Origin of the sequence: Acetobacter sicerae (genome assembly GCF_011516765.1) — a bacterium.
GTDB lineage: Bacteria > Pseudomonadota > Alphaproteobacteria > Acetobacterales > Acetobacteraceae > Acetobacter > Acetobacter sicerae.
In genome coordinates this window covers 132,819-154,448 of record NZ_JAAABN010000004.1, presented here as the reverse complement: position 1 = coordinate 154,448, position 21,630 = coordinate 132,819, and the positions used below count along the sequence as shown (strand labels likewise).

Below are 21,630 nucleotides of genomic sequence, written 5' to 3'. Positions count from 1 at the left end.
GAAACAGAAATCGGCTCTCCGGAAGAGTAACTTCCAGAGAGCCGAAAGTCTCAGTCTGGTTTCTTTGCAAACTCGCTGAAGGCGTGTTCCGAGGGTGTGGCCTCCGTAAAATGCGTCATGACAAAAGCAGCAATGTCATTCAGGTCTTTCTGGCTGTAATTGCCTCCCGAGAAAGCGGGCATGGGCTGGTTTCCCTTGTCTGTCATCAGGGTCGAGCCATTCATGATGACGTGGAGCAGGTTACGGCCATTATCGGCGCTCAGACTGCGGGCTCCGGCAATGCTGGCGAAAGCGGACTGGCGACCGCTGCCGTCAGGCAGATGACAGCCGCTACAGGCCGATGCGAACAGTTTCGCTCCGTTTGTCTGCTGGGGCAGGGAGCTATCGCCGGAGGTGGGCTGGCGCACCGGCGCTGCGCCATCGCTGGATGACTGGGGTTTTACATCACGCAGATAGACAATCATGGCGTGAATATCCTCCGGTTTCAGATGACGCAGGCTATAGCTGATGACTTCCGCCATATCACCCGACGCTGTGCCGTGACCATCGGCATGGCCGGTTGCGAGATAGTCAGAGAGCGCCTGATCGGTCCATGTGCCCAGACCGCTGTTTTTGTCTGAAGTGATGTTATAGGCGCGCTGGCCGTTGACGACATTCCCTGCAAACGCCTGACTTTTTGATAGACCAAAAGTCATTGTGCGCGGCGAATGGCAGTCAGCACAGTGTCCGGGCCCTTCGACCAAATAGCGTCCCCGGTTCCATTCGGGCGACTTCTGTGGATCGTCAGGATAGGACGAGGCCGGACCATTGAGCAGATTCCAGCCGACCATCAGAGTTCTGATGGAGAACGGAAATTTCACCTGATTGGCTGGAACACCATTGGCGGACTTCGGAACCGTAGCGAGCCATGCTCGCATATCTTTAACCTCGTCCACGCTCATACGGGAATAGGCCGGATAAGGCATGGCGGGATAGAGATGTTTCCAGCTGGGAGAGACGCCATCTCGTACGGACTTTACGAATTCATCGTCCGTCCACCGGCCAATTCCGTGTTCCGGATCCGGCGTGATGTTCGGGGAGTAGATGACCCCTATACCCGGCACGTTGAAAGCACGACCGCCAGCGAAAGGCGCGCCACCCGGCGCCGTATGACAGGCCTCGCAGTCTGCGGCGCGTGCGAGATATTCACCCCGTTCAAGTGAGGAGGCCGGGGCGGCATAGGAAGTCGAGAAGAGGCTGGTTCCGGCAAGCAGCGCAAGTGCGAAACAGGAACGCGAGACAGTGTGGTGACTCATCGTGCCGTCTCCTTTTCCTGATTCCTGCTGGAAAGCAGAGGGAGTGTCCGATAACGGTGTCCCTGCGCAGAAGCCATGGCATTGGCCAGCGCCGGAGCGGCTGCCGCTGTTCCGACCTCTCCGATACCGCCGGGATCTTCCGTGCTGGCGATCAGGTGAACATCAATGCGTCGTGGGGCTTCGTTCATGCGCATCACACGCCATGTGTTGAAATTGTTTTCCTGCACGCGGCCATGTTCCAGAGTGATCTCGTTGTAGAGCGCCGCGCTGAACCCAAAGATCAGGCCGCCTTCGATCTGGGAAATCACCTGATCCGGATTGACGACCTGGCCACAATCCACTGCAGCCGTGACGCGATGGATGATGACTGTATCCGGTGTCGGCATTTCGATTTCCGCAACAGTGGCCATGTAGGAGCCAAAGGCGAACTGAAGTGCGACGCCCCGCGCCCGCCCTTTCGGCACAGGGTCGTTCCAGCCGGAATCCTTGGCCACTCTGTCCAGAACAGCGACGGCACGGGCATTCTCTTTTGCAAGCTCCCGGCGGTAGGCAACCGGATCAACCCCGGCTTTTAAAGCAAGTTCATCAATGAAATTTTCCACGACAAACAGACCGCGCGTGCCGCCAACCCCACGCCACCACGCGGTGATGACACCCGGCGCTTCCCGTCTTGCGAATTCAAGCCTGTAGGCATCGTAAGTGTAAGGGGTGATCAATGTAGCGACGGAAAGATCCTCGTCATATCCATCTTTTGTCAGCTCCGGTGGATCCCAGCGGGCCACGACGGCAGGACCGACAATGCGATGTTTCATGGCCGTGACATGGCCTTTTTCATCAAGACCGGCTGTGACTTCATCGACATAGGCAGGCCGATAGCGGTCGCGTGTGATGTCTTCCTCACGACTCCAGACAATCTTCAGAGGATAATTGGTCTGTTTCGCAAACTGCACACACTGCGTGATGTATTCATGTTCCAGTCGTCGGCCGAAACCTCCACCGATATACTGGCTGTGAACCGCAATCTTTTCCTTGGGCAGGCCGGTGACGTCTGCCGCCGTTTCCTGCGCACGATCAGCGACCTGCGTGCCGACCCAGACATCGCAGCCGTCCGGGCGAACATGAGCCGTGCAATTGATGGGCTCCATGGTCGCATGCGCCAGCATGGGCTGCTGGTAAACAGCGCTGTAGGTGGCATGGGATTTCGCAATGACGGCGTCAGCATCCCCTTTCGGGCTGGGAATGATCGCCGGTCCTTTCAGACCGTCATGCAACTGATCATAAATCGTCTGTGTGCTGACGTGAGCATTGTCGTTTTCATTCCACACAGGACGCAGAGCCTGTAGTCCCTTGTGGGCAGCCCAGTAATGGTCACCGACAACACAGACAGCATCTCGCGGCTCATTGACCAGAACAGCCACAACGCCCCGAACGGCCATGGCGGCGTCACGATCCAGACTACGGAGAGTGCCGCCTATCACCGGGCTGGCAGACACCGTTCCGATTTTCTGATCCGGGATATTTATGTCGATGCCGAAAACTGCAGTGCCGTTCACCTTGATGGCGCTATCGACACGATGCTGGGATTTGCCGATCAGACTGTAATCGGAGGCTGCCTTGAGTGTCGGTTCCTTGGGGAGCGGGAGTTTTGCGGCATCCGTCGCCAGTTCGCCAAACGTGAAGGTCCGACCGGACGTCGTGTGTGTGACGACACCAGACGCAGCGGTGCAGCTTGCAGGCGGAACACCCCATCGCGTGGCGGCGGTCTGAATCAGAACCGTTCTTGCCGCTGCTCCGGCTTCACGCAGGGGCTTCCACTCGGTCATGATCGACATCGAACCGCCGGTGATTTCGGCGCTGCCGGGAGGTGCCGCCTCGATCTCGATCTGCGCCAGATCGACGCAGAGTTCTTCGGCGATCAGCATCACGGATGACGTGTAAATGCCCTGGCCCATTTCAATGTTGGGCAGGATCAGGGTGATGCTGTTGTCGGGCATAATGCGAATATAGGCATTGGGCGCAAAGGGAGCCGTGGCGTTTTCCACCAGCATCCCTGTGGACGCGCGTGGAGAGGCCGAAGGCCAGAGTGTCGCCAGCAGCAGTCCACCCCCGCCGAAAAGCGCGGCGCGGCGGGTAGTGAGGGGCATACGGGTCATGCTGTTTCTCCCGCTGCCAGATGGATGGCCTTGCGGATGCGCATGTAGGTGCCGCACCGACACATATTGCCGGACATGGCGCTGTCGATCTGCTCATCCGTGGGGTCCGGGACAGTTTTCAGCAGTCCGACCGCCGCCATCACCTGTCCGGGCTGGCAGTAACCGCACTGCACGACATCCAGATCTGTCCAGGCTTTCTTTACGGCGTGAACGATGGGGTCGGCACTGTCCAAACCTTCGATGGTGGTGACAGAACGCTCCCCGATCATGCCGACAGGCAGGTTACAGGCGCGAACGGGGTGACCATCCAGATGGATAGTGCAGACGCCGCACTGGGCGATGCCGCATCCGAATTTCGTGCCGTTCAGTCCCAATATGTCGCGCAATACCCACAGCAGAGGCGTGTCGGGATCGACATCGATCGAATGTGTCTGCCCATTCACGCGCACTGTCTGCATGTGAGTCCTCTTGAGTGTTGTGGCTGCACCAATCAACCATAACACCTGAAAAACGATCTGGCTTCATTATTGGAAAATTATTTGTGTTTGTCTGTATATATTGAAATATAGATAGGGGTATTCTTGGTGAGAACTGTTTTCAGCGGGATAGATACATCGCCAGATACACGTCCAGAATACGCCCTGTCCGATTTTCCCTGATCCTGTTCTCACAAGGGATTATGTGTAAGTCTGCCGCCGAATTTTGACTGTCTGGGAAATTTTCGTGCAGCCCGCTTCCGACACATTGACCACAGCCCCCAGCCGACCTGTGACCCGAGTCTTTGTCTTTACTGGCCTTATCCTCACGATGATCATGGCGGCGCTGGATCAGAGCATCGTCTCGACAGCGCTCCCAACCATCGTGAGCGATCTGGGTGGGCTGGCGCATATCTCGTGGATTGTCACGGCGTTCATGCTGACCTCCACCATCGCCACCCCCATGTACGGCAAGCTGTCGGACATGTTCGGGCGCAGGCCGCTGCTTGCCTTCAGCATCGGCGCTTTCCTGTTTGCCTCACTTCTGTGCGGCGTGGCGCAGAGCATGTGGCAACTGGTGTTCTTCCGGGGGCTTCAGGGGATCGGCGCTGGCGGACTGATGACGCTGTCTCAAACGGTCATCGGCGATATCGTGCCGCCACAGCAGAGGGGGCGGTATCAGGGTCTGTTCACCGGAGCCTTTGCCGTCAGCAGTGTCACTGGGCCGTTTCTGGGCGGTGTGCTGACAAGTTCATTTTCCTGGCGCTGGGTGTTTCTCGTCAATCTGCCCGTTGGTCTGCTCGCCTTCGCCCTGATCATGCTGGGGTTGCCTGCGGGAAAAGCAGGGAGAAAACCGCAGATTGATTATCTTGGGGCGGCTCTGCTGAGTATCGCCACGGCAGGCTTTCTGCTGCTGTTCAATTCCATCGGCACAACGCTCTCATGGACCTCTCCGCTGGCTGGCCTGCTTTTTGGTGTCAGCTTGCTCTTTCTGGTGCTGTTCATACGACAGGAGAAGCGCGCGCCTGAGCCTCTGGTCAGTCTTGATTTGCTGCGGATTCTGGATTTCTCCGTGTGTGTCGCGGCGACTGGTATCATGTCATTCGCCATGATGGGGTCAATGATTTTCCTGCCGCTGTATTATCAGCTTGTTCTTGGCGAGACGCCTGAAGTCTCCGGTCTGATGATGCTGCCACAGGTCGGCACCATGATGATCAGTTCGGTGCTGGGTGGATATATCTCCTCAAAGACGCAGCGTTATGAACTGCTGCTGGTTATTGGTGTGGGGATTGAATTTACCGGTCTCAGTCTGATCGCGTTCTGTGCGCATCATGGGGCTCCGGCCCTGTTCTTTCTGCTGAGTCTGGGCGCTTTGGGGATGGGCATGGGCATTGGCATGCCGAATGCGACGGTCCTCATCCAGAATTCCGTGCCCGGCAGCAGGCTCGGCATTGCGACGGCCATGATGTCATTCATCCGCTCGTTGGGTGGCTCACTTGGTGTGGCGCTTTCCGGCGGCGTCATGGCGCTGACCTTGCAGAAAAACCTGAGTGATCTGACCGAAAAAATCGATATTGCGGCTTTTCTGGAAAAAGGAATGGCTGCGATCAGGACTGTTTCGCCGGAAGTCCATGTGGAAGTGACGGAAGCTTACAAGGGAGCGATCAGCGCCAGTCTCAGTGTGAGTAGCAGCTTCATGTTTCTGGCGTTTCTGATGATTTTGGGGTTGGTGATCCGGCAGGCGCGGGTGGGAAGGAAGGGGTAAGGGTTTTGTGGATGTGATTTGATCGTCGCTTCTGCTGTTTTCAACTAAATACCTTAGATAATAATCTATACTTTTTCTGTATGGGTTTCATAAAAAAATATGCATCTGAAGATCCCCAATGTATCTAGGAATAAATCAAAAAAGTGCGATCTTTTATTTTGTGGTATGCTACTAAGACTTCATGAGCCTATAGATAAATCTTACGGTTAGGAATGCGATATGCAGGCCATGAAGGTTTCAGAAATAAGAAAAATTCTTGAAGATGCGCAGATACAAGAAAATTGCTTCATAGAGTCAGACAAGGGGCGCCTCGTTAGAAATCCAATATTTGATAAATTGACAAAGCTCATCATAGCCCTTCCTTACATATTTGATCAGGATCATGAATTTCCATCTAATCTGGGTATTGATATCTCGGACACAATGACAGGTAGCGAATTGATAGATGCTTGCCTTAAAAGCGCGCGAGCACTTGAAGTTAATCCGTTTAATAAACAGCCTCAATTTGCTTTGTCCGTTTTGGAAGAAAAATTCTCAGAGATCGACAAAAAACATAGAGAAGCAAAAGAAGCCAAGCAGTCGGCGGATCGTTCGGAAATATCTTAGTAAGACAAAATCCGACATGCAGAATATAATAGCCGTCGTTCTAGATAGTATTCTTATTCCATTATAAAAAGCCCCGCTATTAACGGGGCTTTTCATCAAATCTGCACAATACTCGAAAAATCGAAGCTCTCGCCTTTGGGGCTTTCCCCCAGCCGAAGCTGGGTCGGACTGACCAGCACATGCGGCGGAACCGGCAGATTGTAAGGAGCCGGAACCCCTTTACGCACCCGTCCGGCCAGATCGAACTTCGAGCCATGACACGGGCAGTTATAGCGGCCTTTGTTGTCGCCGCCCGTGGTGGCTTCGTAAACCGGCACACAGCCCAGATGCGTGCAGACACCGACATACACGCCATATTCCGGCACAAGCGAGCGATGCCAGTTTCTGGCGTAGGAAGGCTGCTGCAATACAGCAGAATCCGGGTCGCGGAGATCGGCCACCAGAGCGGCGTCCTGAAGCTGCTTCAGGTCTTCCGGCGTGCGACGCAGGATGAACACCGGCTTGCCCTGCCACACGGCGGTCATCTGCTGACCGGGCGCGAGTTTGGAAATGTCCACGTCCACAGGCAGATGCGCGGAGGCGCCGTCCTGAGGCGCAAGGCTCTGCACGAAGGGAACGGCGCAGGCGCAGGCGCCCGCCGCCACACCCGCCGTCGTCACCATGCCAAGGAAGTCCCTACGACCGGGTTCCGTGCTGTCCGTGGTATCAGAATGATCGGTCATTGATTGCACGTCCCGTTTACTGCGACTTCACGCGTTTCCATGTCTTCTTCTTCCATGCGATCGCCAGAACAAGAAGCCCGATAAGATAAAGTACCACCCACAACCCCGTCCGATGACGGGCGTTGCGATGCGGGTCGGCGGCCCAGACCAGAAAGCTGGTCACGTCGCGCGCCTGCTGTTCGACAGTCGCGGGCGTGCCGTCCGGATACTGGATCATGCCGTTCATCAGCGGAGGCGGCATGCCGATCAGGTGCCCATCCACCCAGTCATTGTAGAACTTGCCCGGCACGACCGGCGCGTCTGCTGGTGGCGGCATCCTGTAGCCGGTCAGGAAGGCGTAGAGCCAGTCCGCACCGTGCGGCTGAATGACAGCCAGACGCGACTGATCCGGTGGCGCAACGCCACCCATCATCGCGGCTGCGGCCTCGTCACTCGGGAAAGGCGAACGGAAATGATCGTCAGGACGACCGGGGCGGGACGTCGGCTGACCAGACACATCGGGTGGGCCGGCAATCATCTTGGAATGCGCCAGATCAAGGATGGCTTGCTCGCTCATCCCGATGCCGTTGAGGTCATTGTAGGTCAGCGCCTTCATGCCGTGGCATGTGGAGCAGATCCGGTCATAAACCATGAAACCGCGTTGCAACGCTTTCTGGTCAAACTGCCCGAATGGCCCGTCGAAATCCCATTTCTGGTGCGGTGGAACCAGCGGTTCCGGAACAGCCGCCAGAGCAGTCAGTGGAGCGGAAAGAAAAACAGCAGCAGCGAGCGCGAGGAAACGTGTGTTTTGCATCATGCGTCTCCCTCTGCGGCAGCAATGGATGAGGGCAGGGGGCGCGTCTTTTCCATGCGGGCGGCCAGTGGGAGCAGCACGAGGAAATAGCCGAAGTAGTAGAGACCAGCCAGACGGGCGACGATCATCCAAACACCTTCCGCATGGTGCTTGCCCGCAACGGCCAGCAGCACGAAGGCCACAACAAGACCGAGCAGACCCACACGACACATCGGACGGAACCGTGCCGAACGGATGGACGAGCGGTCCAGCCAGGGTAGGAAGAACAGCACGACAATCGATCCGGCAGCGGCGAGGAGACCGCCGAACTTGGACGGCACTGACTGAAGGAGGCCGTAGAACGGCAGGAAATACCATTCCGGTTCAATATCGGCGGGCGTGTGCATCGGGTCGGCGGGCGCATAGTTCGCCGGTTCGGCCAGTAGGTTGGGCCAGAAGAACATCAGAGCCGTGAAAATCAGCGCAAAGATGATCAGCCCGACCAGATCCTTCGTGGTGTAGTAAGGATGAAAGGTCAGCGTGTCTTTCCTGCTCTTCGGCTCGATGCCCAGCGGGTTGTTGGAGCCGCTGATATGCACGGCCGTCACATGCAGGCCGACAACAGCCACGACAAGAAACGCCATGAGAAAATGCAGCACAAAGAAGCGATGCAGGAACACGTCGCCCAGATGATCGCTGCCGGTCATGATATGTTCAAGCGCACCACCGATCACAGGGACCGCGCCGACAGCCTTGGTAATGACATCTGCGCCCCAGTAGGACATCTGGCCCCAAGGCAGCATGTAGCCTGCAAAGGCGGTAGCCATGACCATCACAAGCAGGACGAGGCCGGTCAGCCAGAGAATCTCACGTGGAGCCTTGTAGGAGCCGTAATACAGGCCGCGAAAAAGATGGATGTAGAGCGCTGCCAGAAACAGGTTTGCTCCTGTCATGTGCATGGCCCGCAGGAGCCAGCCGCCTGACAGTTGTCGGTCTATCGCCTCAACCGAAAGGAAGGCACCAGCGTCCGTCGCCGTGTAGTTCATGGCGAGGAAGATGCCGGTCGCCAGCATCAGCACCAGCACGACCGTCAGGATCGCACCGAAGTTCCACAACCAGTTGAGATTGCGGGGGAGGCGGAAATCAACATATTCGGCGCGAAAGGCTGAAATGACTGGAAGACGCTGATCGATCCAGCCTGCGAGTCCGGTAGCTGGTGGCGTATTCGCAGAATGGTCGCCCGTATTTTCGGGTATTTTCATGACGGAAATCCAGAATGCACGTTCAGGCCTATTTATGGTTGCACATTACCATCAGACTAGCATGTTGTTACGGAAAAGACATGTGTTTGAATAAAAACGCAGTTTGAGATGCTGAAAACTGGTGATCGGGCGTCAGTCATGAAGCAGATGAAGAACTGAAAACCGTTAGGACCATGAGAATGACAGCGTGATCCGCAAGACCGGGTCAGTCGGCAGGAGTGTTCGGTGTGTGCTGGTGTCATGCAGGAGAGGTGAAACTGGTCAGGTCTCACGATGCTGACGGTTGCTTCGGCTTTTGCGAAATCGCTAGGCGTTCATGAACTGATTTCCACTGGTGTGGTCCGGGATATCTGTCCTAACAGAGTGTGAGCTTTTTACTGATCTGGACTTATCATGACCGAAACCGCGCCGATCCTTTCTCACGTCGATGAAACGGGCGAACAGCCGCGTATGGTGGAAGTCAGCGACAAGGCGGTGACAAAGAGGGAAGCGCACGCTCAGGCTCGTCTTCGTTTTCCGGAAGCTGTCATTGCAACCCTGCGTGAAGCCGGATTTGTCACAAAAAAAGGGGCCGTGCTGACGGTCGCTCAGATCGCCGGGATCATGGGCGTCAAGGCGACCTCCACCCTGATCCCGATGTGTCACCCTCTTTCCATTAGCGGCTGCAAGATCGATATCACGATTGAGGATCAGGATGCCGTCATTGATTGTCGTGTCGCCTGTGTCGGGCAGACGGGCGTGGAGATGGAAGCGCTGACAGGCGCGACTGTCGCAGCCTTGACCATCTATGACATGTGCAAGGCGTTAAGCCACGACATGGTGATTCATAGCGTGGGATTGCTGGGTAAGGTCGGCGGGAAGCGGGATTTTGGCACGCTTCTGGACCGTGCTGCCGGACAGACGACTGCAGAACAACAATAATACAAGAGTAAGTCCATTCGATGAGTCGGTGATCATGATGTCATCGATGCTCTGAAAACGGCTTTTGGGTAAAATCAGTGTCCTGCCGATTTACAGAGAAGTTCTGATAACAGGCGTTGTCTGCGCCACCCGGAAGCTGCGATGTCGTTGTGGTCGGTAACGCAGATGAGGGTTAGGCGTTATCGGTCAGTGGTGACACTCAGCGGATGACGATTGATTTGTACAGTCTTGAATCCGTATAAGTTGCCCCCAGAGAAACCGGTCAGAACGGCTGTTTTCAATCGGTAGGATCTTTGATATCAAAAAAATGTTTTTGAATCAGTAGGTTCCAGGAAGAGTGTTCCCCGCCTGCGCGGGGATGAACCTTAGTGTTTCCGTCCCATTGCGCTCCGGTCTCCGTGTTCCCCGCCTGCGCGGGGATGTCCGTCTCACACTGACACGATTGCAACCACTGCTCTGATTCACTGTGATGTTGGCGGGAGCCGTGTTTGCGGACGTATTGTGTGAGCATGCCCCTCACGACAAACATGCAGCATTAACCTGTGTGAGACAGGAACTGAGTTGTTACAGGAGGTGCTCTGCACAAGAAAGTCTGAACAGGCCAAACAGCTTTTGTTCTACGACTTGGTTATTATCGATTTCGGGAAAAATGGTGCCCAAGACCGGGATCGAACCAGTGACACTGCGATTTTCAGTCGCATGCTCTACCAACTGAGCTACTTGGGCACCTGGCCAGCGGTTTAACCGGCTGGTGTGGGGGAGCATTTAACCCGCCTTGCCACGAAGATCAAGCGGGGAGGTCGTCTTCTGTGTCAGAAATTTTTCCATCCTCGGAAGCTGGTTCTGCCGGGACGCGATAATCCTCGGAAAACCAGCGGCCGAGATCAATGTCGGCGCAACGGCGTGAGCAGAACGGACGAAACTCCGGCGTCGAAGGCTTCTTGCAGATCGGGCAGGGAACGGGCTCAGCCACGGACAATACTCCATGAAAGAGGGGGAAGATTGGGGGTGCTGCGAATGGTCAGAGGATAGCCACACCATGCGGCAACATCTTCGACAGCCAGAGGATCAGCAGACAGGGCTTCCACGAGACCGACGCCCGCATCCAGAATCGGGCGAGACAATGGTTGGTCCTCACAGGAAGCCACAACATCCCGCAGGGCGGCCATGGCGCGACCGTGGGGGCTGAATGTCTGTTCATGCAGGGATGGACGAACTCTGGTCCGGACAATTTCTACCAACCCAAGCGCCGTAATGCCGAGGCACCGTGCTCTCAGCGGATCTGATTTCAGAGCCTCTTCAATGGAGTCACGAAGCGCCTGCCTCTTGCGGGTCGAAAGACCTGCCGGGTCGATCAGGATCGCTCCTGAAAGGTTTCTCAGGCAGATCTGCCGCACCAGAGCCGGAAAGGCATCCCGGTTCAGGGCGAACTGTGCGGTCTGCTTCAGTCCTGCCATCCCGGACGCTGACGCTGTATCCATGTCGATGGCGACAAGAGCCGGTGTGGGCGTAATGCTGGCCCGCATCCCGCCCGGCAGAGCAATATCGGATGCCAGCAAGTCGTCAACGGCATCGTGAATGTCATCGGTCCATGCGTGCTGGACGAGTCGAACGCGATCACGGAGGGAAGGCGGGATACGGGCGGCGAAGGTCGGATGATCGACCAGAATATCGCCCTCCCATCGCTGCGCCATGTCTTCCAGCGGCGATGGTCCCGGCTGTATCAAACCGATATCGGAAGGGGGAGACGGCAGTTCCACCCGTTTCAGACGGGGGCCTTTGCCGCCCATGCCGCAGCGGATGATCTGCACGGGGACGGCATCGCCCTCGTGCAGGGCGGGATCGTTGTCCCGCACAGGCATGAAGCCGGCTTCACTGAGGCCGAGATGGACGAAGGCTCCCCCCAGTGCGGGAGCAAGGGCTGTGACACGTCCAAGGAAGACAGAGCCAAGATGGTCTGAATGACCCGGCGTCCAGATCCCGAAGTCCTGAAGTATTCCGTTCTCGCAAACGGTGATCCGGGCCTCGCCCGGTGAGCAGGCGAGGCGTAGCGTGCCTTTCACGGCAGCCACTGGCCTTTCTGGCCTCGAAGAAGCTGGGCGGTTTCAAAAAGCGGCAGGCCGATGACGGCGGACGGGCTGCCCGAGACAAAGCGGATACAGGCCGCGGCCTGACCCTGAAGCGCGTAGCCCCCGGCCTTGCCTTCCCAGTCGCCGCCATCCAGCAGTCCCTGAATCTGCGCTTCGGTCAGACGGGAAAACACCACGCCCGTTTCCACCACACGCAGACCGGCTCGGCCGTCTCGCCATGCGGCGCTTGGCTGAATGGCGACGGCTGTGAGAACGATGTGGCGACGCCCGGAAAGCAGACGCAGGCAGGCCTCGGCGGTCTTGCGGTCTTCCGCTTTCGGCAGAATGCGACGCCCAAGTGCGACGACCGTGTCAGCCGCCAGAATCAGCGCCGGGTCAGGCGTGCGGGCGGCGACGGTCGCTGCCTTTTCCTGAGCCAGCCGCTGGGCATAGACACGCGGCAATTCATCTTTTCGGGGTGTTTCATCAATGTCGGGAGCATCGATGCGATCCGGCTTCAGACCGATCTGCCCGAGAAGAGTCAGACGGCGTGGCGAAGCCGAGGCAAGGATCAGGTGGGGCCGCTGCTGCGCGGCGTCACCCGGTCCGCCAGCCGGGTTATCAGGCAATCCCGGCACCCGGTCTTACTTGAAGCGGAATGTGATGCGACCTTTGCTCAGGTCATACGGCGTCATCTCTACGCTCACACGGTCGCCAGCCAGCACGCGGATGCGGTTCTTGCGCATCTTTCCGCTCGTATGGGCCAGAATCATGTGCTCGTTGTCGAGCTTGACGCGGAACATGGCGTTAGGCAGCAGCTCCGTTACGGTTCCGCTGAACTCGATCATGTCCTCTTTAGACATCGTGGCTTCCACTCATCATATGGTTATCGACTTTCCTGTAGTGACCCCGTCCGCTTAAAGGAACGGATCAAGGGCGGTCTTATGACCGCGCCTGAGCCTCCGGGTCAAGTTCTGGCTGATTTTTGCCGAGTCACGAATTGCCGAGACGGGCCGAAATACTCAGCGCGTGGGCTTCGAGACCTTCTGCATTGGCCAATGTGACGCCTGCGGGACCGATCTTTTCCAGTGCTTCCCTGTCGGCGGCAATATAGGTCGTCCGCTTGAGGAAATCATAGACCGACAGGCCGGAGGCGAACCGCGCCGTGCGGGATGTCGGCAGAACGTGGTTAGGCCCACCGACATAATCACCGACAGCCTCGGGACAGAAGCGTCCGAGGAACGCTGCACCGGCATGCCGCACCTTTGCGAACACTGATTTGGGATCATCCAGCATCAGTTCAAGATGCTCGGGTGCAATCCGGTCCACCAGCTTCGCCGCCTCATCCCAGTCGGCGACCGTGATGATCGCGCCGAAATCACGCCAGCTCGCGGATGCGATGGCCGAACGGGTCAACGTTTTCAGCTCGGTTTCGACGGCGGCGGCAACAGCGTCACCGAAAGCGGCGTCATTTGTGATGAGAATCGACTGCGCCAGTTCGTCATGCTCGGCCTGCGCCATCAGGTCCAGTGCGACAAGGCGCGGATTGTTCTGATTGTCCGCCACCACGACGACTTCGGAAGGGCCGGCGATACTGTCGATGCCGACGCGTCCGAACACCTGCCGCTTGGCTTCCGCAACATAGGCGTTGCCGGGGCCGACGATGCGGTCCACGGGAAGGATCGTTTCCGTGCCGAACGCCATCGCACCGACGGCCTGTGCGCCGCCGATGCGGTAAATCTCGGTCACACCGGCGCGTTTCGCGGCGGCGAGAACCAGCGGATTCAGCACGCCATCCGGCGTCGGCACGCACATGGCCAGACGCTCCACGCCAGCCACATGGGCCGGAATGGCGTTCATCAGCACGGAAGAGGGGTAGGCCGCCTTGCCGCCGGGAACATAGAGCCCCACGGCGTCGAGCGCGTTCCAGCGCTGGCCGAGAGTCACGCCATCGGCGTCGGTGAACTCCATGTCCTTCGGCAACTGGGCGCGGTGGAAGGCTTCAATGCGGGACGCCGCCACGTTCAGGGCCTCGATCTGGTCCTGCGGGACTTTCGCGGTTTCGGCGTCAATTTCTTCTGCGGTGATGCGCAGCCGTTCCGGCGTAAGGGCGAGTCTGTCGAATTTTGACGTCAGTTCGCAGACAGCGGCGTCGCCACGGGTGCGGACATCTTCCAGAATGGCGGCGACAGGTTTGTCGACACGGCCGCTTTCCGTCTCACGGTCGGCCAGCAGCGCGACAAAACCGGCTTCAAAGTCGGCGGAGCGTGTATCAAGACGTTTCATGATGCTCTCTGTCTTTCTGCCCGTTGAAATCGGGCCGGATAAAATGCGTTTACTCGCGATGAGGGGTCAGGGCGCGGCCAAAGCATCGCGGAAGCTGGCGATCAGACGGGCGATTTCCTGCGGACGTGTCTTCATCACCGTGCGGTTGACGACCAGACGGCTCGTGATGTGGGCGATGGTCTCCACTTCGCGCAGGCCGTTGGCGCGGAGGGTGGAGCCCGTATCGACCAGATCGACGATCACGCGGGACAGACCGAGCATCGGGGCCAGTTCCATGGCGCCATGCAGATGCACGATGTCGGCGTTGATGCCGCGCGCCGCGAAATGACGCCGGGTGATGGAAGGATATTTGGTGGCGACGCGGATTTCCGACAGGCGCGTTTCATCTTCCTCAAGGGAATCGGAAACAGGCTGCGCGACGGAGACGCGGCAGCCGCCGATACCGAGATCCAGCGGCGCATAAAGCTCGGGGTAATCGAACTCCATGATGACATCGGCGCCGCAGATGCCGAGATGTGCGCCGCCCTGCGCCACGAAGGTGGCCACGTCGAAGGAGCGCACACGCACGACGTCGAGGTTCGGGTTGTTTGTGGAGAAGCGCAGGCGGCGGCTGCTTTCGTCAAGGCAGTCGGAGGACGGGATAATGCCCGCCTTTTTCAGGAGAGGTCCGGCGCTTTTAAGAATGCGGCCCTTGGGGAGCGCCAGCACCAGCCTGTCGTCCGGATGATGGGTCGCGTGCGTCGTCTCGTCTCTGTTGACGGGGGCGTTCGCTGCGAAGTCCGTAGTCCGGTCGAGGTTCATGTGATGCTCCGGGTCGCCCGGCCGGATGCCGGGCTCAGGCCGCGGGGAGGCGGCTTTTGTGTAAGGTCGATGCGGCGTTTACCATAGAGTGAACACTCCGCCAAAACTGTCGGTGTCGGCAGGAATAGAGTTTTAACCACCCCGACTGTAGGCTGCCTTCATAATCATGGCCGGACGGGGTGCTGCGCGAATGGCGCGTGTGAAATGTGTGATGATGCAGCGGGATGAAACCCTGCTGCTGGAAGCGTGGTTCAGGCATTACGGATACCTGTTCGGTTTCTAAAATCTTGTTGTTCTGGATAATGGTTCTGTCGAACCTTCGGTGCTCGCCACACTCGACACCTATGAAAAGGCGGGTGTCCGGGTCTTCCGGGGGCTGGGCAAGGCCAAGGATTTCGAGGCCAAGGGGGAATATGCCCGACGCATCATTCAGTTCTGGGACGCCACGGAAGACTACGATTTTGCGATCCCGGTTGATTGCGATGAATTTCTCTCCGTCTACACGGAAGACGGTTTCAGTTGTTCCCTGGAAGCGATTCACGCCTGTCTGGACGAACTGATTGGTGAGAAACGGGCGATGCAGATCCGGTTCAGTCCGGGCAACGTGCCCGGCGTCCCCGGCTGTTTCATGCCGATGGATTTTCCCAAGAAATTCGTCGCGAGCGGCACGGTCGGCGCAGTCGATCTTGGTTACCATGCGATTACGTCGCGTGTGGAGGAAGGCTTTGTCGAGACCCGGCTGGCCTATCTGCATATGCACCACAAGCCATTCGACATGCTGGTGGAGCATGCCTCCCGCAAGCTGCGTGACCGGGTGGACGTGACGGATTCTGAAGCCCTGAGGAGCTTTTCGGGGGCCGGCATGCATCTGATCGAATATTTCTTCATGACGGAGGAGGAATATCTCGGACGCTTTGCGGATGGGGTCTATCTGCGCTTTCCCGGTGCGCTGAACCATTTCCGGGCGATCGGGGTGCGTTCGGAGTTTTTTGGAACGATGCAGCCGGCGGAACCGGCAACCCCTACCGATCTTGCAGAGCTGGTGATGGTGGAAGAGGGCCGGATCACGCAGACCCGGGCGTTCGAAGCCGGAAAATATCTGGAGCTTTATCCGGATGTCGCCGCGTCAGGCATGAAAGCCTTTTACCATTATTTCGCCTTTGGCATGGGAGAAGAGCGGCGTCTGGACTGAAATGCCAGCACAGATTCTGTTCAGGCGTCTGTATCCTGAACGGTCCTGATTTCCTGACTGCGCATATCGAAGACGGCCCGCGCATGCTCCATGGCGGCAAGGCCAACGGGATCATAAGGATCGATCGTCAGCATTGAAAACGCCTTGTGGATTGAGTTGGCCAGAACCTCGATCCAGCCATCCGGTTCCATCTTGTCAGCACTCTGGTTTTTCAAATTCCGTTCAAGAAACTGATCCACTTCCGCCGCTTCAGCCCCTGCGAGCGGGAAGGATGTGCGGAGCGCCCGGTTGATTCCGCCAACAACGTCCCGCCAATTGTTGAGAAGAGCGTCATATTGAACGAAAGCCCGTCGGGCGCTGCGTGTGTCCCGCTCTGATTCGATGTGATTGCGGATGTAATAGAGCAGCCCCTGCTCCATGGATGAGCCATCCCGCGCTGTCAGTGAAGCGGCAACCTCACGTGGCGCGCGGTCGATGAAGCAGAACAGCGGCACGACGCCCGCAGCCTGAAAGACTTCCGCCCACAGAGGGAGGAGGCGGCAGATCCGGGGTTCTTTCAGAATGCAGAGACCTGATGCGGTCTTATAGTCGTTGAGAAACATCTCCGTCAGTCTTGCCGTGTAATGGGCTGCGGCTTCGGAGTGGAACCAGTCCCGGGGAAATTCACGCCAGTCGGACCAGGTGCTTCCCGTGGAGGCGAGAATTTCGTCATGCAGTTCTGCTATGTCCTGAGGTTCGAAATATCCTTTCGGGTTGGCCCAGTTCGCCTGCATCAGGTTCTGCGGCAGACCGGCCCCAAGCAGTGACAGCGTGCCGCTGAGAGCTGAGGTGCCGCTCCGTGCGCCGAGAATCACAATCACCCGTTTTTCCTGATTGGAGCCCAGCATGAGAAATACGCCTCACTTTTAATAAGGATCATCGGTCAGAAGAACAGGATGCGATATCTCCCGCTCGTGTTACTGCTTTATGACCGGAAGCTCTCCAGCGGGCGTCATCACATGGAGGAAAGGACAGCCGCGACCTGAGACGGGCACGTAGCAATAACGGGGCGGACTCTTGACCGGACATGACAAAAGAGCAAGGTGCAGGGCATGACACTCCCACACTCTGACGGATCTTCCATGGAAATGGCTGCTACAGATATTGGCGAGGCTCTGGATGAGGTCCGCGGACAGATTGAAAAAGCCGTGCAGACTGCCGGACGGCCGTCTGATGCTGTCACGCTGGTCGCTGTGTCCAAGTTTCATCCGGCCGCAGCGGTTGAAGCGGCTCTTCGTGCAGGACAGAGGGTGTTCGGAGAAAACCGGGTGCAGGAAGCCGCCGAGAAATTCCCCCGGCTTCGTGAGCAGTATCCGCATCTTCGCCTGCATCTCATCGGTGGCCTGCAGACCAACAAGGCGCGGGAAGCCGTGCGCATTGCGGACATGATCGAAAGTCTGGACCGGCCCACTCTTTCTGATGCGCTGGCGAAAGCGGCGGATCAGGAAGGACGCATGCCGGACCTGCTGGTTGAGGTGAATACGGGTGATGAGCCGCAGAAATTCGGTGTTCCCCGTGAAAAAGCCGATGAATTTATCCGCCAGAGCCGCATGCGGTTTGGAGAACAGCTGCGCGGACTGATGTGTATTCCGCCTGCGGGCGAGGATCCTGTTCCGCATTTTCGTTTTCTGCGCTCGCTGGCGGATCAGCACGGTCTGCCCGTGCGTTCGATGGGGATGTCGGCGGACTATCCGCTGGCGATTGCTGAAGGCGCGACGCTCGTGCGTGTAGGGACAGCCATTTTCGGAGCGAGACCCGCAGGGGTTGCCGGAGACTGACCTGAGCCGGTAAGTCTGCGGCAACGATTTTTCGAGGACGCGGATTTCTCAGTGCGAAAGCCCGCGTGAGGGAGTGCAACGCGAAGAATGACCGGACACGAGACATCGTCTGACAGCAACGGTGCGCCGCCTGCGGCTGCGGACAAGGGTGCGGGGACTGCTGCCCATCAGGGTCCGAAAGTGACGGAATTCGGTGCGGATCAGCCTCAGCATGAGGCGCCGCCCGTTGGTTTCGCGGCGCTCCTCGGCGTGCTCGGGGTGGTGTACGGCGATATCGGCACCAGCCCGCTCTACGCGCTCCGCTCCACCATTGAAGTCGTCTCCGGTCACCATCCGGTGCAGGATGCGGAAGTTCTGGGCATCGAAAGCCTGATCTTCTGGACCCTCATCATCGTTGTGACCGTCAAATACGTTCTTCTCGTGATGCGGGCCGACCATAACGGGGAAGGCGGCATTCTCGCGCTGACCTCCCTTGCCCAGCGTGTCACGGCCGACACCCGGATGCGGACCATCCTCGGCCTGATCGGCATTGTCGGGGCCTGTCTGTTCTTTGGCGACGGCATCATCACGCCCGCCATTTCGGTCCTTTCCGCGATTGAAGGTGTGGAGGTGAGCTTTCCTGCGGCGCAGGACTTCATCATCCCCATGGCCATCGCGGTGATCATCGGCCTGTTCAGCGTCCAGTGGATTGGCACAGGCAAGGTGGGAGCGATCTTCGGACCCGTCATGCTGCTGTGGTTCGGGTCTCTCGGCATGATGGGGCTGTTTGAGATCCTGCATCATCCGGGCGTGCTGTTCGCCATCTCGCCGCTCTATGCGCTTCAGTTCATCATCCATCATGGCGCCCTGTCCTTCATGGCGCTCGGTTCCGTCGTGCTCTGTGTGACGGGAGCCGAGGCGCTGTACGCCGACATGGGGCACTTCGGGCGTCAGCCGATCCGTTATGCTTGGCTGTTCTTTGTCCTGCCGATGCTGGTGCTGAACTACTTCGGGCAGGGCGCGCTCGTGATGGCGGACCCCAGCGCGCTGGCCAATCCGTTCTTCATGCTGGCCCCGCACTCCATGCAGGTCCCGCTGGTGATCCTCTCGACCTTCGCCACGGTCATCGCCAGTCAGGCCGGAATTTCAGGCGGTTTCCAGGTGTGCAGACAGCTCATTCAGCTTGGCTATCTGCCGCGCATGCGCATCGTGCATACGAACGCCGAAGAGGAAGGGCAGATCTACCTTCCAGACTTCAACCGCTTCCTGATGGTGGGGGCGATCCTGCTGGTGGTGGCGTTCCGCAGTTCCGACGCGCTGGCCGCGGCATACGGTATTGCCGTCACCGGGACGTTCATCTGCACGACGGTCCTGTGCTTCATCGTGTTCCGCAAGCATTTCCACTGGTCCGCGCAGGCGGTCTACGCCACCTTCATCCCGTTCCTGTTCATTGACGTCACATTCTTTTCAGCCAATGCGCTGAAGATACCGGATGGTGGCTGGGTGCCGCTGATGCTGGGCTGTGTACTCACCCTGATGATGACGACCTGGAAGCGGGGCCGCAGCCTCATCATCGCGCGACAGGGGCAGGATAGTCTGCCGATGGGGTCGTTCATCGCCCGTCTGCCGCAGTCCCGCACTATACGCGTGCCGGGTATGGCTGTGTTTCTGACGGCCACGCCGGATTTTGTGCCGCCCTGTCTTCTGCACAACCTCAAGCATAACAAGGTTCTGCACGATCACGTGCTGTTCGTAACCATCCAGAACCTTGACCAGCCGGAAGCGGATCGCGGGCACCGTGTGATGGTGGAAGAACTGGCTCACGACATCTACCGGGTGATCCTGCGCTACGGTTTCATGGAAACCCCGAACATTCCCCGCGCGCTGGAGGAGCTTAAAACCAACGGCATCGATTTCGATCCGACGCTCGCTTCCTACTTCATCTCGCGTGAGCTGATTGCCCGTTCTTCTGTGCCGAAGATGGCGCGCTGGCGGATGGCGGTGTTCATGTTCATGGCGCGTAACGCAACGCCGGCTACAGAATTCTTCCGGATTCCGATGGATCGTGTTGTCGAACTTGGCGTGAAGGTCGCCATCTGAGAGCCGTGGCACCTTCACCCTCTCTCGCACAAGGAGGCTCGTCATTGGATGGCGGGCCTCTTGCGCTTTATATCCACTGGCCGTTCTGTCTGGCCAAATGTCCCTACTGTGACTTCAACAGTCATGTGCGGGAGCGCGTTCCGTCCGAACGCTTTATCGCAGCTTTGAGAAAAGAGCTGGCGCATGAAGCCGCTCGTCTTGGCCGTCGCTCCCTGACATCGATCTTCTTCGGGGGCGGAACGCCATCCCTCATGCCGCCGGAAGGTGTGGCGGCGCTCATCGAGGACGCCCGGACGCTGTTTGATGCGGACCCGGACATCGAGATTACTCTGGAAGCCAATCCGACCAGTGTGGAAGCCGCCCGGTTGCAGGGATTCCGTGACGCCGGTGTGAACCGGGTCTCGCTGGGTGTGCAGTCCCTGCGTGATGACGCCCTGAAGATGCTTGGTCGCGAGCATTCGGCAGGGCAGGCAGTGCGGGCGCTGGAAATGGCGCGGAAGATTTTCCCCCGCGTCACGTTCGATCTGATCTATGCGCGACCAGAGCAGTCACGTGAGGACTGGCGCGCCGAACTTGCTCAGGCGCTGGATCTCGTTGCGGATCATGTTTCGCTTTATCAGCTGACCATTGAGGACGGTACAAAGTTTGAAGGGCTGTTCCGTCAGGGAAAGCTGGTTCTGCCTGACGAGGATCTGGCGGCGGCGCTGTATGACGACACGACAGACGTGGCGGCACGGCACGGCCTGTCGGCCTATGAAGTCTCCAATTACGCGGCGCCGGGCGCGGAAAGTCGCCATAATCTGACATACTGGCGTTATGGAGATTACCTCGGCATCGGAGCTGGGGCGCATGGACGGCTGACGCTGGACGGGCAGTTGCTGGCGACGCGTCGCCATCGTGCGCCGGAGATATGGGCTGAAAAGGTCGAGCAGACCGGTTCGGGTGAAACCAGCGCTGAGCCGCTGGGCAGGCTGGATCGTTCACGGGAAATGCTGCTGATGGGTCTGCGGCTGGCGGAAGGTGTCTCCAGTGCGGCTTTTGAGGCGCGTACAGGCTGTGCCTTCGCCGATGCGCTCGATGACAGCGTGCTGCAACTCTGTCTCGAAGAAGGCTATCTGCGGCACCTTTCCGGGGGAGGGCTGGTGGCGACGCCGTCAGGTCGCGTGAGATTGGAGGCGATTTTGCCGCGACTGGTGCTGTAGTCCATCTGATCTGTATTGGAAGATGGCTTGTCTGTAGGACGCTGCTCAGTCTGATTTTTGCCAGAATGGACGCCCAGTGTCTGGAACGCTGTAGTCTGTTGTTTTCTTGGCCTCTTCATTCGTTCAGTTGATTTCTATGGAACGGAAACCTGCTCTACGATGAGATATGTTCGGCTCTATGGTCGGCGATAGAAATGGACTATGTATTGAGA

The 21,630-nt window shown here is 58.1% G+C and carries 20 protein-coding genes and 1 tRNA gene; 7 read left to right on the top strand and 14 right to left on the bottom strand.

Annotated elements, in window-relative coordinates:
- Positions 1 to 50: 50 nt before the first annotated feature.
- From GVI59_RS06220 to GVI59_RS06210, 3 genes are read right to left on the bottom strand one after another with little or no spacing between them, the layout of a single operon-like run.
- The gene (locus tag GVI59_RS06220; RefSeq protein WP_173573432.1) at positions 51 to 1,295 is read right to left on the bottom strand and encodes a cytochrome c; all 1,245 of its coding nucleotides are present in this window, start codon (positions 1,293 to 1,295) and stop codon (positions 51 to 53) included.
- Complete coding sequence (locus GVI59_RS06215; protein WP_173573431.1) at positions 1,292 to 3,448, bottom strand: xanthine dehydrogenase family protein molybdopterin-binding subunit; 2,157 nt, start codon at positions 3,446 to 3,448, stop codon at positions 1,292 to 1,294. Before GVI59_RS06215 ends, GVI59_RS06220 begins: the two co-directional genes overlap by 4 nt.
- The gene (locus tag GVI59_RS06210; protein WP_173573430.1) at positions 3,445 to 3,906 is read right to left on the bottom strand and encodes a (2Fe-2S)-binding protein; all 462 of its coding nucleotides are present in this window, start codon (positions 3,904 to 3,906) and stop codon (positions 3,445 to 3,447) included. Before GVI59_RS06210 ends, GVI59_RS06215 begins: the two co-directional genes overlap by 4 nt.
- 265 nt (positions 3,907 to 4,171) lie before the next feature.
- Here GVI59_RS06210 and GVI59_RS06205 point away from each other — a divergent pair, with 265 nt between their 5' ends.
- Positions 4,172 to 5,689, top strand: a complete 1,518-nt coding sequence (locus tag GVI59_RS06205) for a DHA2 family efflux MFS transporter permease subunit (RefSeq protein ID WP_173573429.1) — start codon at positions 4,172 to 4,174, stop codon at positions 5,687 to 5,689.
- Between the two features lie 219 nt (positions 5,690 to 5,908).
- Positions 5,909 to 6,295 carry a hypothetical protein gene (locus GVI59_RS06200; RefSeq protein ID WP_173573428.1) on the top strand — a complete coding sequence of 129 codons (387 nt, stop codon included), beginning with the start codon at positions 5,909 to 5,911 and terminating at the stop codon, positions 6,293 to 6,295.
- A gap of 95 nt (positions 6,296 to 6,390) precedes the next feature.
- On the opposite strand, the gene petA is transcribed toward GVI59_RS06200, so the two are convergent.
- Genes petA through GVI59_RS06185 form a run of 3 tightly spaced genes read right to left on the bottom strand, consistent with a single transcriptional unit; the run spans position 6,391 to position 9,051 of the window.
- Entirely contained in the window at positions 6,391 to 7,017 is a 627-nt protein-coding gene (gene petA, locus GVI59_RS06195; RefSeq protein WP_173573427.1) for a ubiquinol-cytochrome c reductase iron-sulfur subunit, read from the bottom strand.
- Positions 7,018 to 7,033: 16 nt separating this feature from the next.
- Complete coding sequence (locus tag GVI59_RS06190; RefSeq protein ID WP_173573426.1) at positions 7,034 to 7,813, bottom strand: cytochrome c1; 780 nt, start codon at positions 7,811 to 7,813, stop codon at positions 7,034 to 7,036.
- Complete coding sequence (locus tag GVI59_RS06185) at positions 7,810 to 9,051, bottom strand: cytochrome b (RefSeq protein ID WP_173573425.1); 1,242 nt, start codon at positions 9,049 to 9,051, stop codon at positions 7,810 to 7,812. The genes GVI59_RS06190 and GVI59_RS06185 overlap by 4 nt, the downstream gene beginning before the upstream one ends.
- A gap of 393 nt (positions 9,052 to 9,444) precedes the next feature.
- On the opposite strand from GVI59_RS06185, the gene moaC reads away from it, so the two are divergent.
- Entirely contained in the window at positions 9,445 to 9,972 is a 528-nt protein-coding gene (moaC, locus tag GVI59_RS06180; RefSeq protein WP_173573424.1) for a cyclic pyranopterin monophosphate synthase MoaC, read from the top strand.
- 650 nt (positions 9,973 to 10,622) lie between these two features.
- Here moaC and GVI59_RS06175 read toward each other — a convergent pair.
- The 7 genes from GVI59_RS06175 to hisG form a co-directional block, all read right to left on the bottom strand.
- A tRNA-Phe gene (locus GVI59_RS06175) sits at positions 10,623 to 10,698 on the bottom strand.
- Between the two features lie 61 nt (positions 10,699 to 10,759).
- The gene (locus GVI59_RS06170; RefSeq protein WP_173573423.1) at positions 10,760 to 10,945 is read right to left on the bottom strand and encodes a DNA gyrase inhibitor YacG; all 186 of its coding nucleotides are present in this window, start codon (positions 10,943 to 10,945) and stop codon (positions 10,760 to 10,762) included.
- Positions 10,938 to 12,044 carry a ribonuclease E/G gene (locus GVI59_RS06165; protein ID WP_173573422.1) on the bottom strand — a complete coding sequence of 369 codons (1,107 nt, stop codon included), beginning with the start codon at positions 12,042 to 12,044 and terminating at the stop codon, positions 10,938 to 10,940. The genes GVI59_RS06170 and GVI59_RS06165 overlap by 8 nt, the downstream gene beginning before the upstream one ends.
- On the bottom strand, positions 12,032 to 12,670 hold the full coding sequence (locus GVI59_RS06160; RefSeq protein ID WP_173573421.1) for a Maf family protein: 639 nt from the start codon (positions 12,668 to 12,670) through the stop codon (positions 12,032 to 12,034). Before GVI59_RS06160 ends, GVI59_RS06165 begins: the two co-directional genes overlap by 13 nt.
- Before the next feature lie 15 nt (positions 12,671 to 12,685).
- Positions 12,686 to 12,904 carry a translation initiation factor IF-1 gene (gene infA / locus GVI59_RS06155; protein WP_010667149.1) on the bottom strand — a complete coding sequence of 73 codons (219 nt, stop codon included), beginning with the start codon at positions 12,902 to 12,904 and terminating at the stop codon, positions 12,686 to 12,688.
- Between the two features lie 130 nt (positions 12,905 to 13,034).
- Complete coding sequence (gene hisD / locus GVI59_RS06150; protein WP_173573420.1) at positions 13,035 to 14,327, bottom strand: histidinol dehydrogenase; 1,293 nt, start codon at positions 14,325 to 14,327, stop codon at positions 13,035 to 13,037.
- Between the two features lie 66 nt (positions 14,328 to 14,393).
- Positions 14,394 to 15,128 (bottom strand): ATP phosphoribosyltransferase, encoded by a 735-nt coding sequence (gene hisG, locus GVI59_RS06145; RefSeq protein ID WP_173573419.1) that lies wholly within the window; start codon positions 15,126 to 15,128, stop codon positions 14,394 to 14,396.
- A gap of 322 nt (positions 15,129 to 15,450) precedes the next feature.
- Here hisG and GVI59_RS06140 point away from each other — a divergent pair, with 322 nt between their 5' ends.
- Positions 15,451 to 16,320: a hypothetical protein gene (locus tag GVI59_RS06140; RefSeq protein WP_242012973.1), complete on the top strand. Its 870-nt coding sequence runs from the start codon at positions 15,451 to 15,453 to the stop codon at positions 16,318 to 16,320.
- A gap of 20 nt (positions 16,321 to 16,340) precedes the next feature.
- Here GVI59_RS06140 and GVI59_RS06135 read toward each other — a convergent pair whose 3' ends face one another.
- Positions 16,341 to 17,207, bottom strand: a complete 867-nt coding sequence (locus GVI59_RS06135) for a sulfotransferase family protein (RefSeq protein WP_173573418.1) — start codon at positions 17,205 to 17,207, stop codon at positions 16,341 to 16,343.
- A 234-nt stretch (positions 17,208 to 17,441) separates the two neighbouring features.
- On the opposite strand from GVI59_RS06135, the gene GVI59_RS06130 reads away from it, so the two are divergent.
- From GVI59_RS06130 to hemW, 3 genes are all read left to right on the top strand, one after another.
- On the top strand, positions 17,442 to 18,137 hold the full coding sequence (locus GVI59_RS06130; RefSeq protein WP_173573561.1) for a YggS family pyridoxal phosphate-dependent enzyme: 696 nt from the start codon (positions 17,442 to 17,444) through the stop codon (positions 18,135 to 18,137).
- An 87-nt stretch (positions 18,138 to 18,224) separates the two neighbouring features.
- Positions 18,225 to 20,216, top strand: a complete 1,992-nt coding sequence (locus GVI59_RS06125) for a potassium transporter Kup (protein WP_173573417.1) — start codon at positions 18,225 to 18,227, stop codon at positions 20,214 to 20,216.
- 44 nt (positions 20,217 to 20,260) lie between these two features.
- Positions 20,261 to 21,418, top strand: coding sequence for a radical SAM family heme chaperone HemW (gene hemW / locus GVI59_RS06120; RefSeq protein WP_173573416.1), 1,158 nt, complete (start codon positions 20,261 to 20,263; stop codon positions 21,416 to 21,418).
- Positions 21,419 to 21,630 lie beyond the last annotated feature (212 nt).

Coding starts and splice junctions, on each gene's coding strand:
- GVI59_RS06125 (WP_173573417.1), top strand. CDS start 18,225: ATGACCGGACACGAGACATCGTCTGACAGCAACGGTGCGCCGCCTGCG.
- hisG (WP_173573419.1), bottom strand. CDS start 15,128: ATGAACCTCGACCGGACTACGGACTTCGCAGCGAACGCCCCCGTCAAC.
- hisD (WP_173573420.1), bottom strand. CDS start 14,327: ATGAAACGTCTTGATACACGCTCCGCCGACTTTGAAGCCGGTTTTGTC.
- GVI59_RS06135 (WP_173573418.1), bottom strand. CDS start 17,207: ATGCTGGGCTCCAATCAGGAAAAACGGGTGATTGTGATTCTCGGCGCA.
- GVI59_RS06200 (WP_173573428.1), top strand. CDS start 5,909: ATGCAGGCCATGAAGGTTTCAGAAATAAGAAAAATTCTTGAAGATGCG.
- GVI59_RS06210 (WP_173573430.1), bottom strand. CDS start 3,906: ATGCAGACAGTGCGCGTGAATGGGCAGACACATTCGATCGATGTCGAT.
- GVI59_RS06190 (WP_173573426.1), bottom strand. CDS start 7,813: ATGATGCAAAACACACGTTTCCTCGCGCTCGCTGCTGCTGTTTTTCTT.
- petA (WP_173573427.1), bottom strand. CDS start 7,017: ATGACCGATCATTCTGATACCACGGACAGCACGGAACCCGGTCGTAGG.
- infA (WP_010667149.1), bottom strand. CDS start 12,904: ATGTCTAAAGAGGACATGATCGAGTTCAGCGGAACCGTAACGGAGCTG.
- GVI59_RS06130 (WP_173573561.1), top strand. CDS start 17,442: ATGGAAATGGCTGCTACAGATATTGGCGAGGCTCTGGATGAGGTCCGC.
- GVI59_RS06215 (WP_173573431.1), bottom strand. CDS start 3,448: ATGACCCGTATGCCCCTCACTACCCGCCGCGCCGCGCTTTTCGGCGGG.
- GVI59_RS06220 (WP_173573432.1), bottom strand. CDS start 1,295: ATGAGTCACCACACTGTCTCGCGTTCCTGTTTCGCACTTGCGCTGCTT.
- GVI59_RS06185 (WP_173573425.1), bottom strand. CDS start 9,051: ATGAAAATACCCGAAAATACGGGCGACCATTCTGCGAATACGCCACCA.
- moaC (WP_173573424.1), top strand. CDS start 9,445: ATGACCGAAACCGCGCCGATCCTTTCTCACGTCGATGAAACGGGCGAA.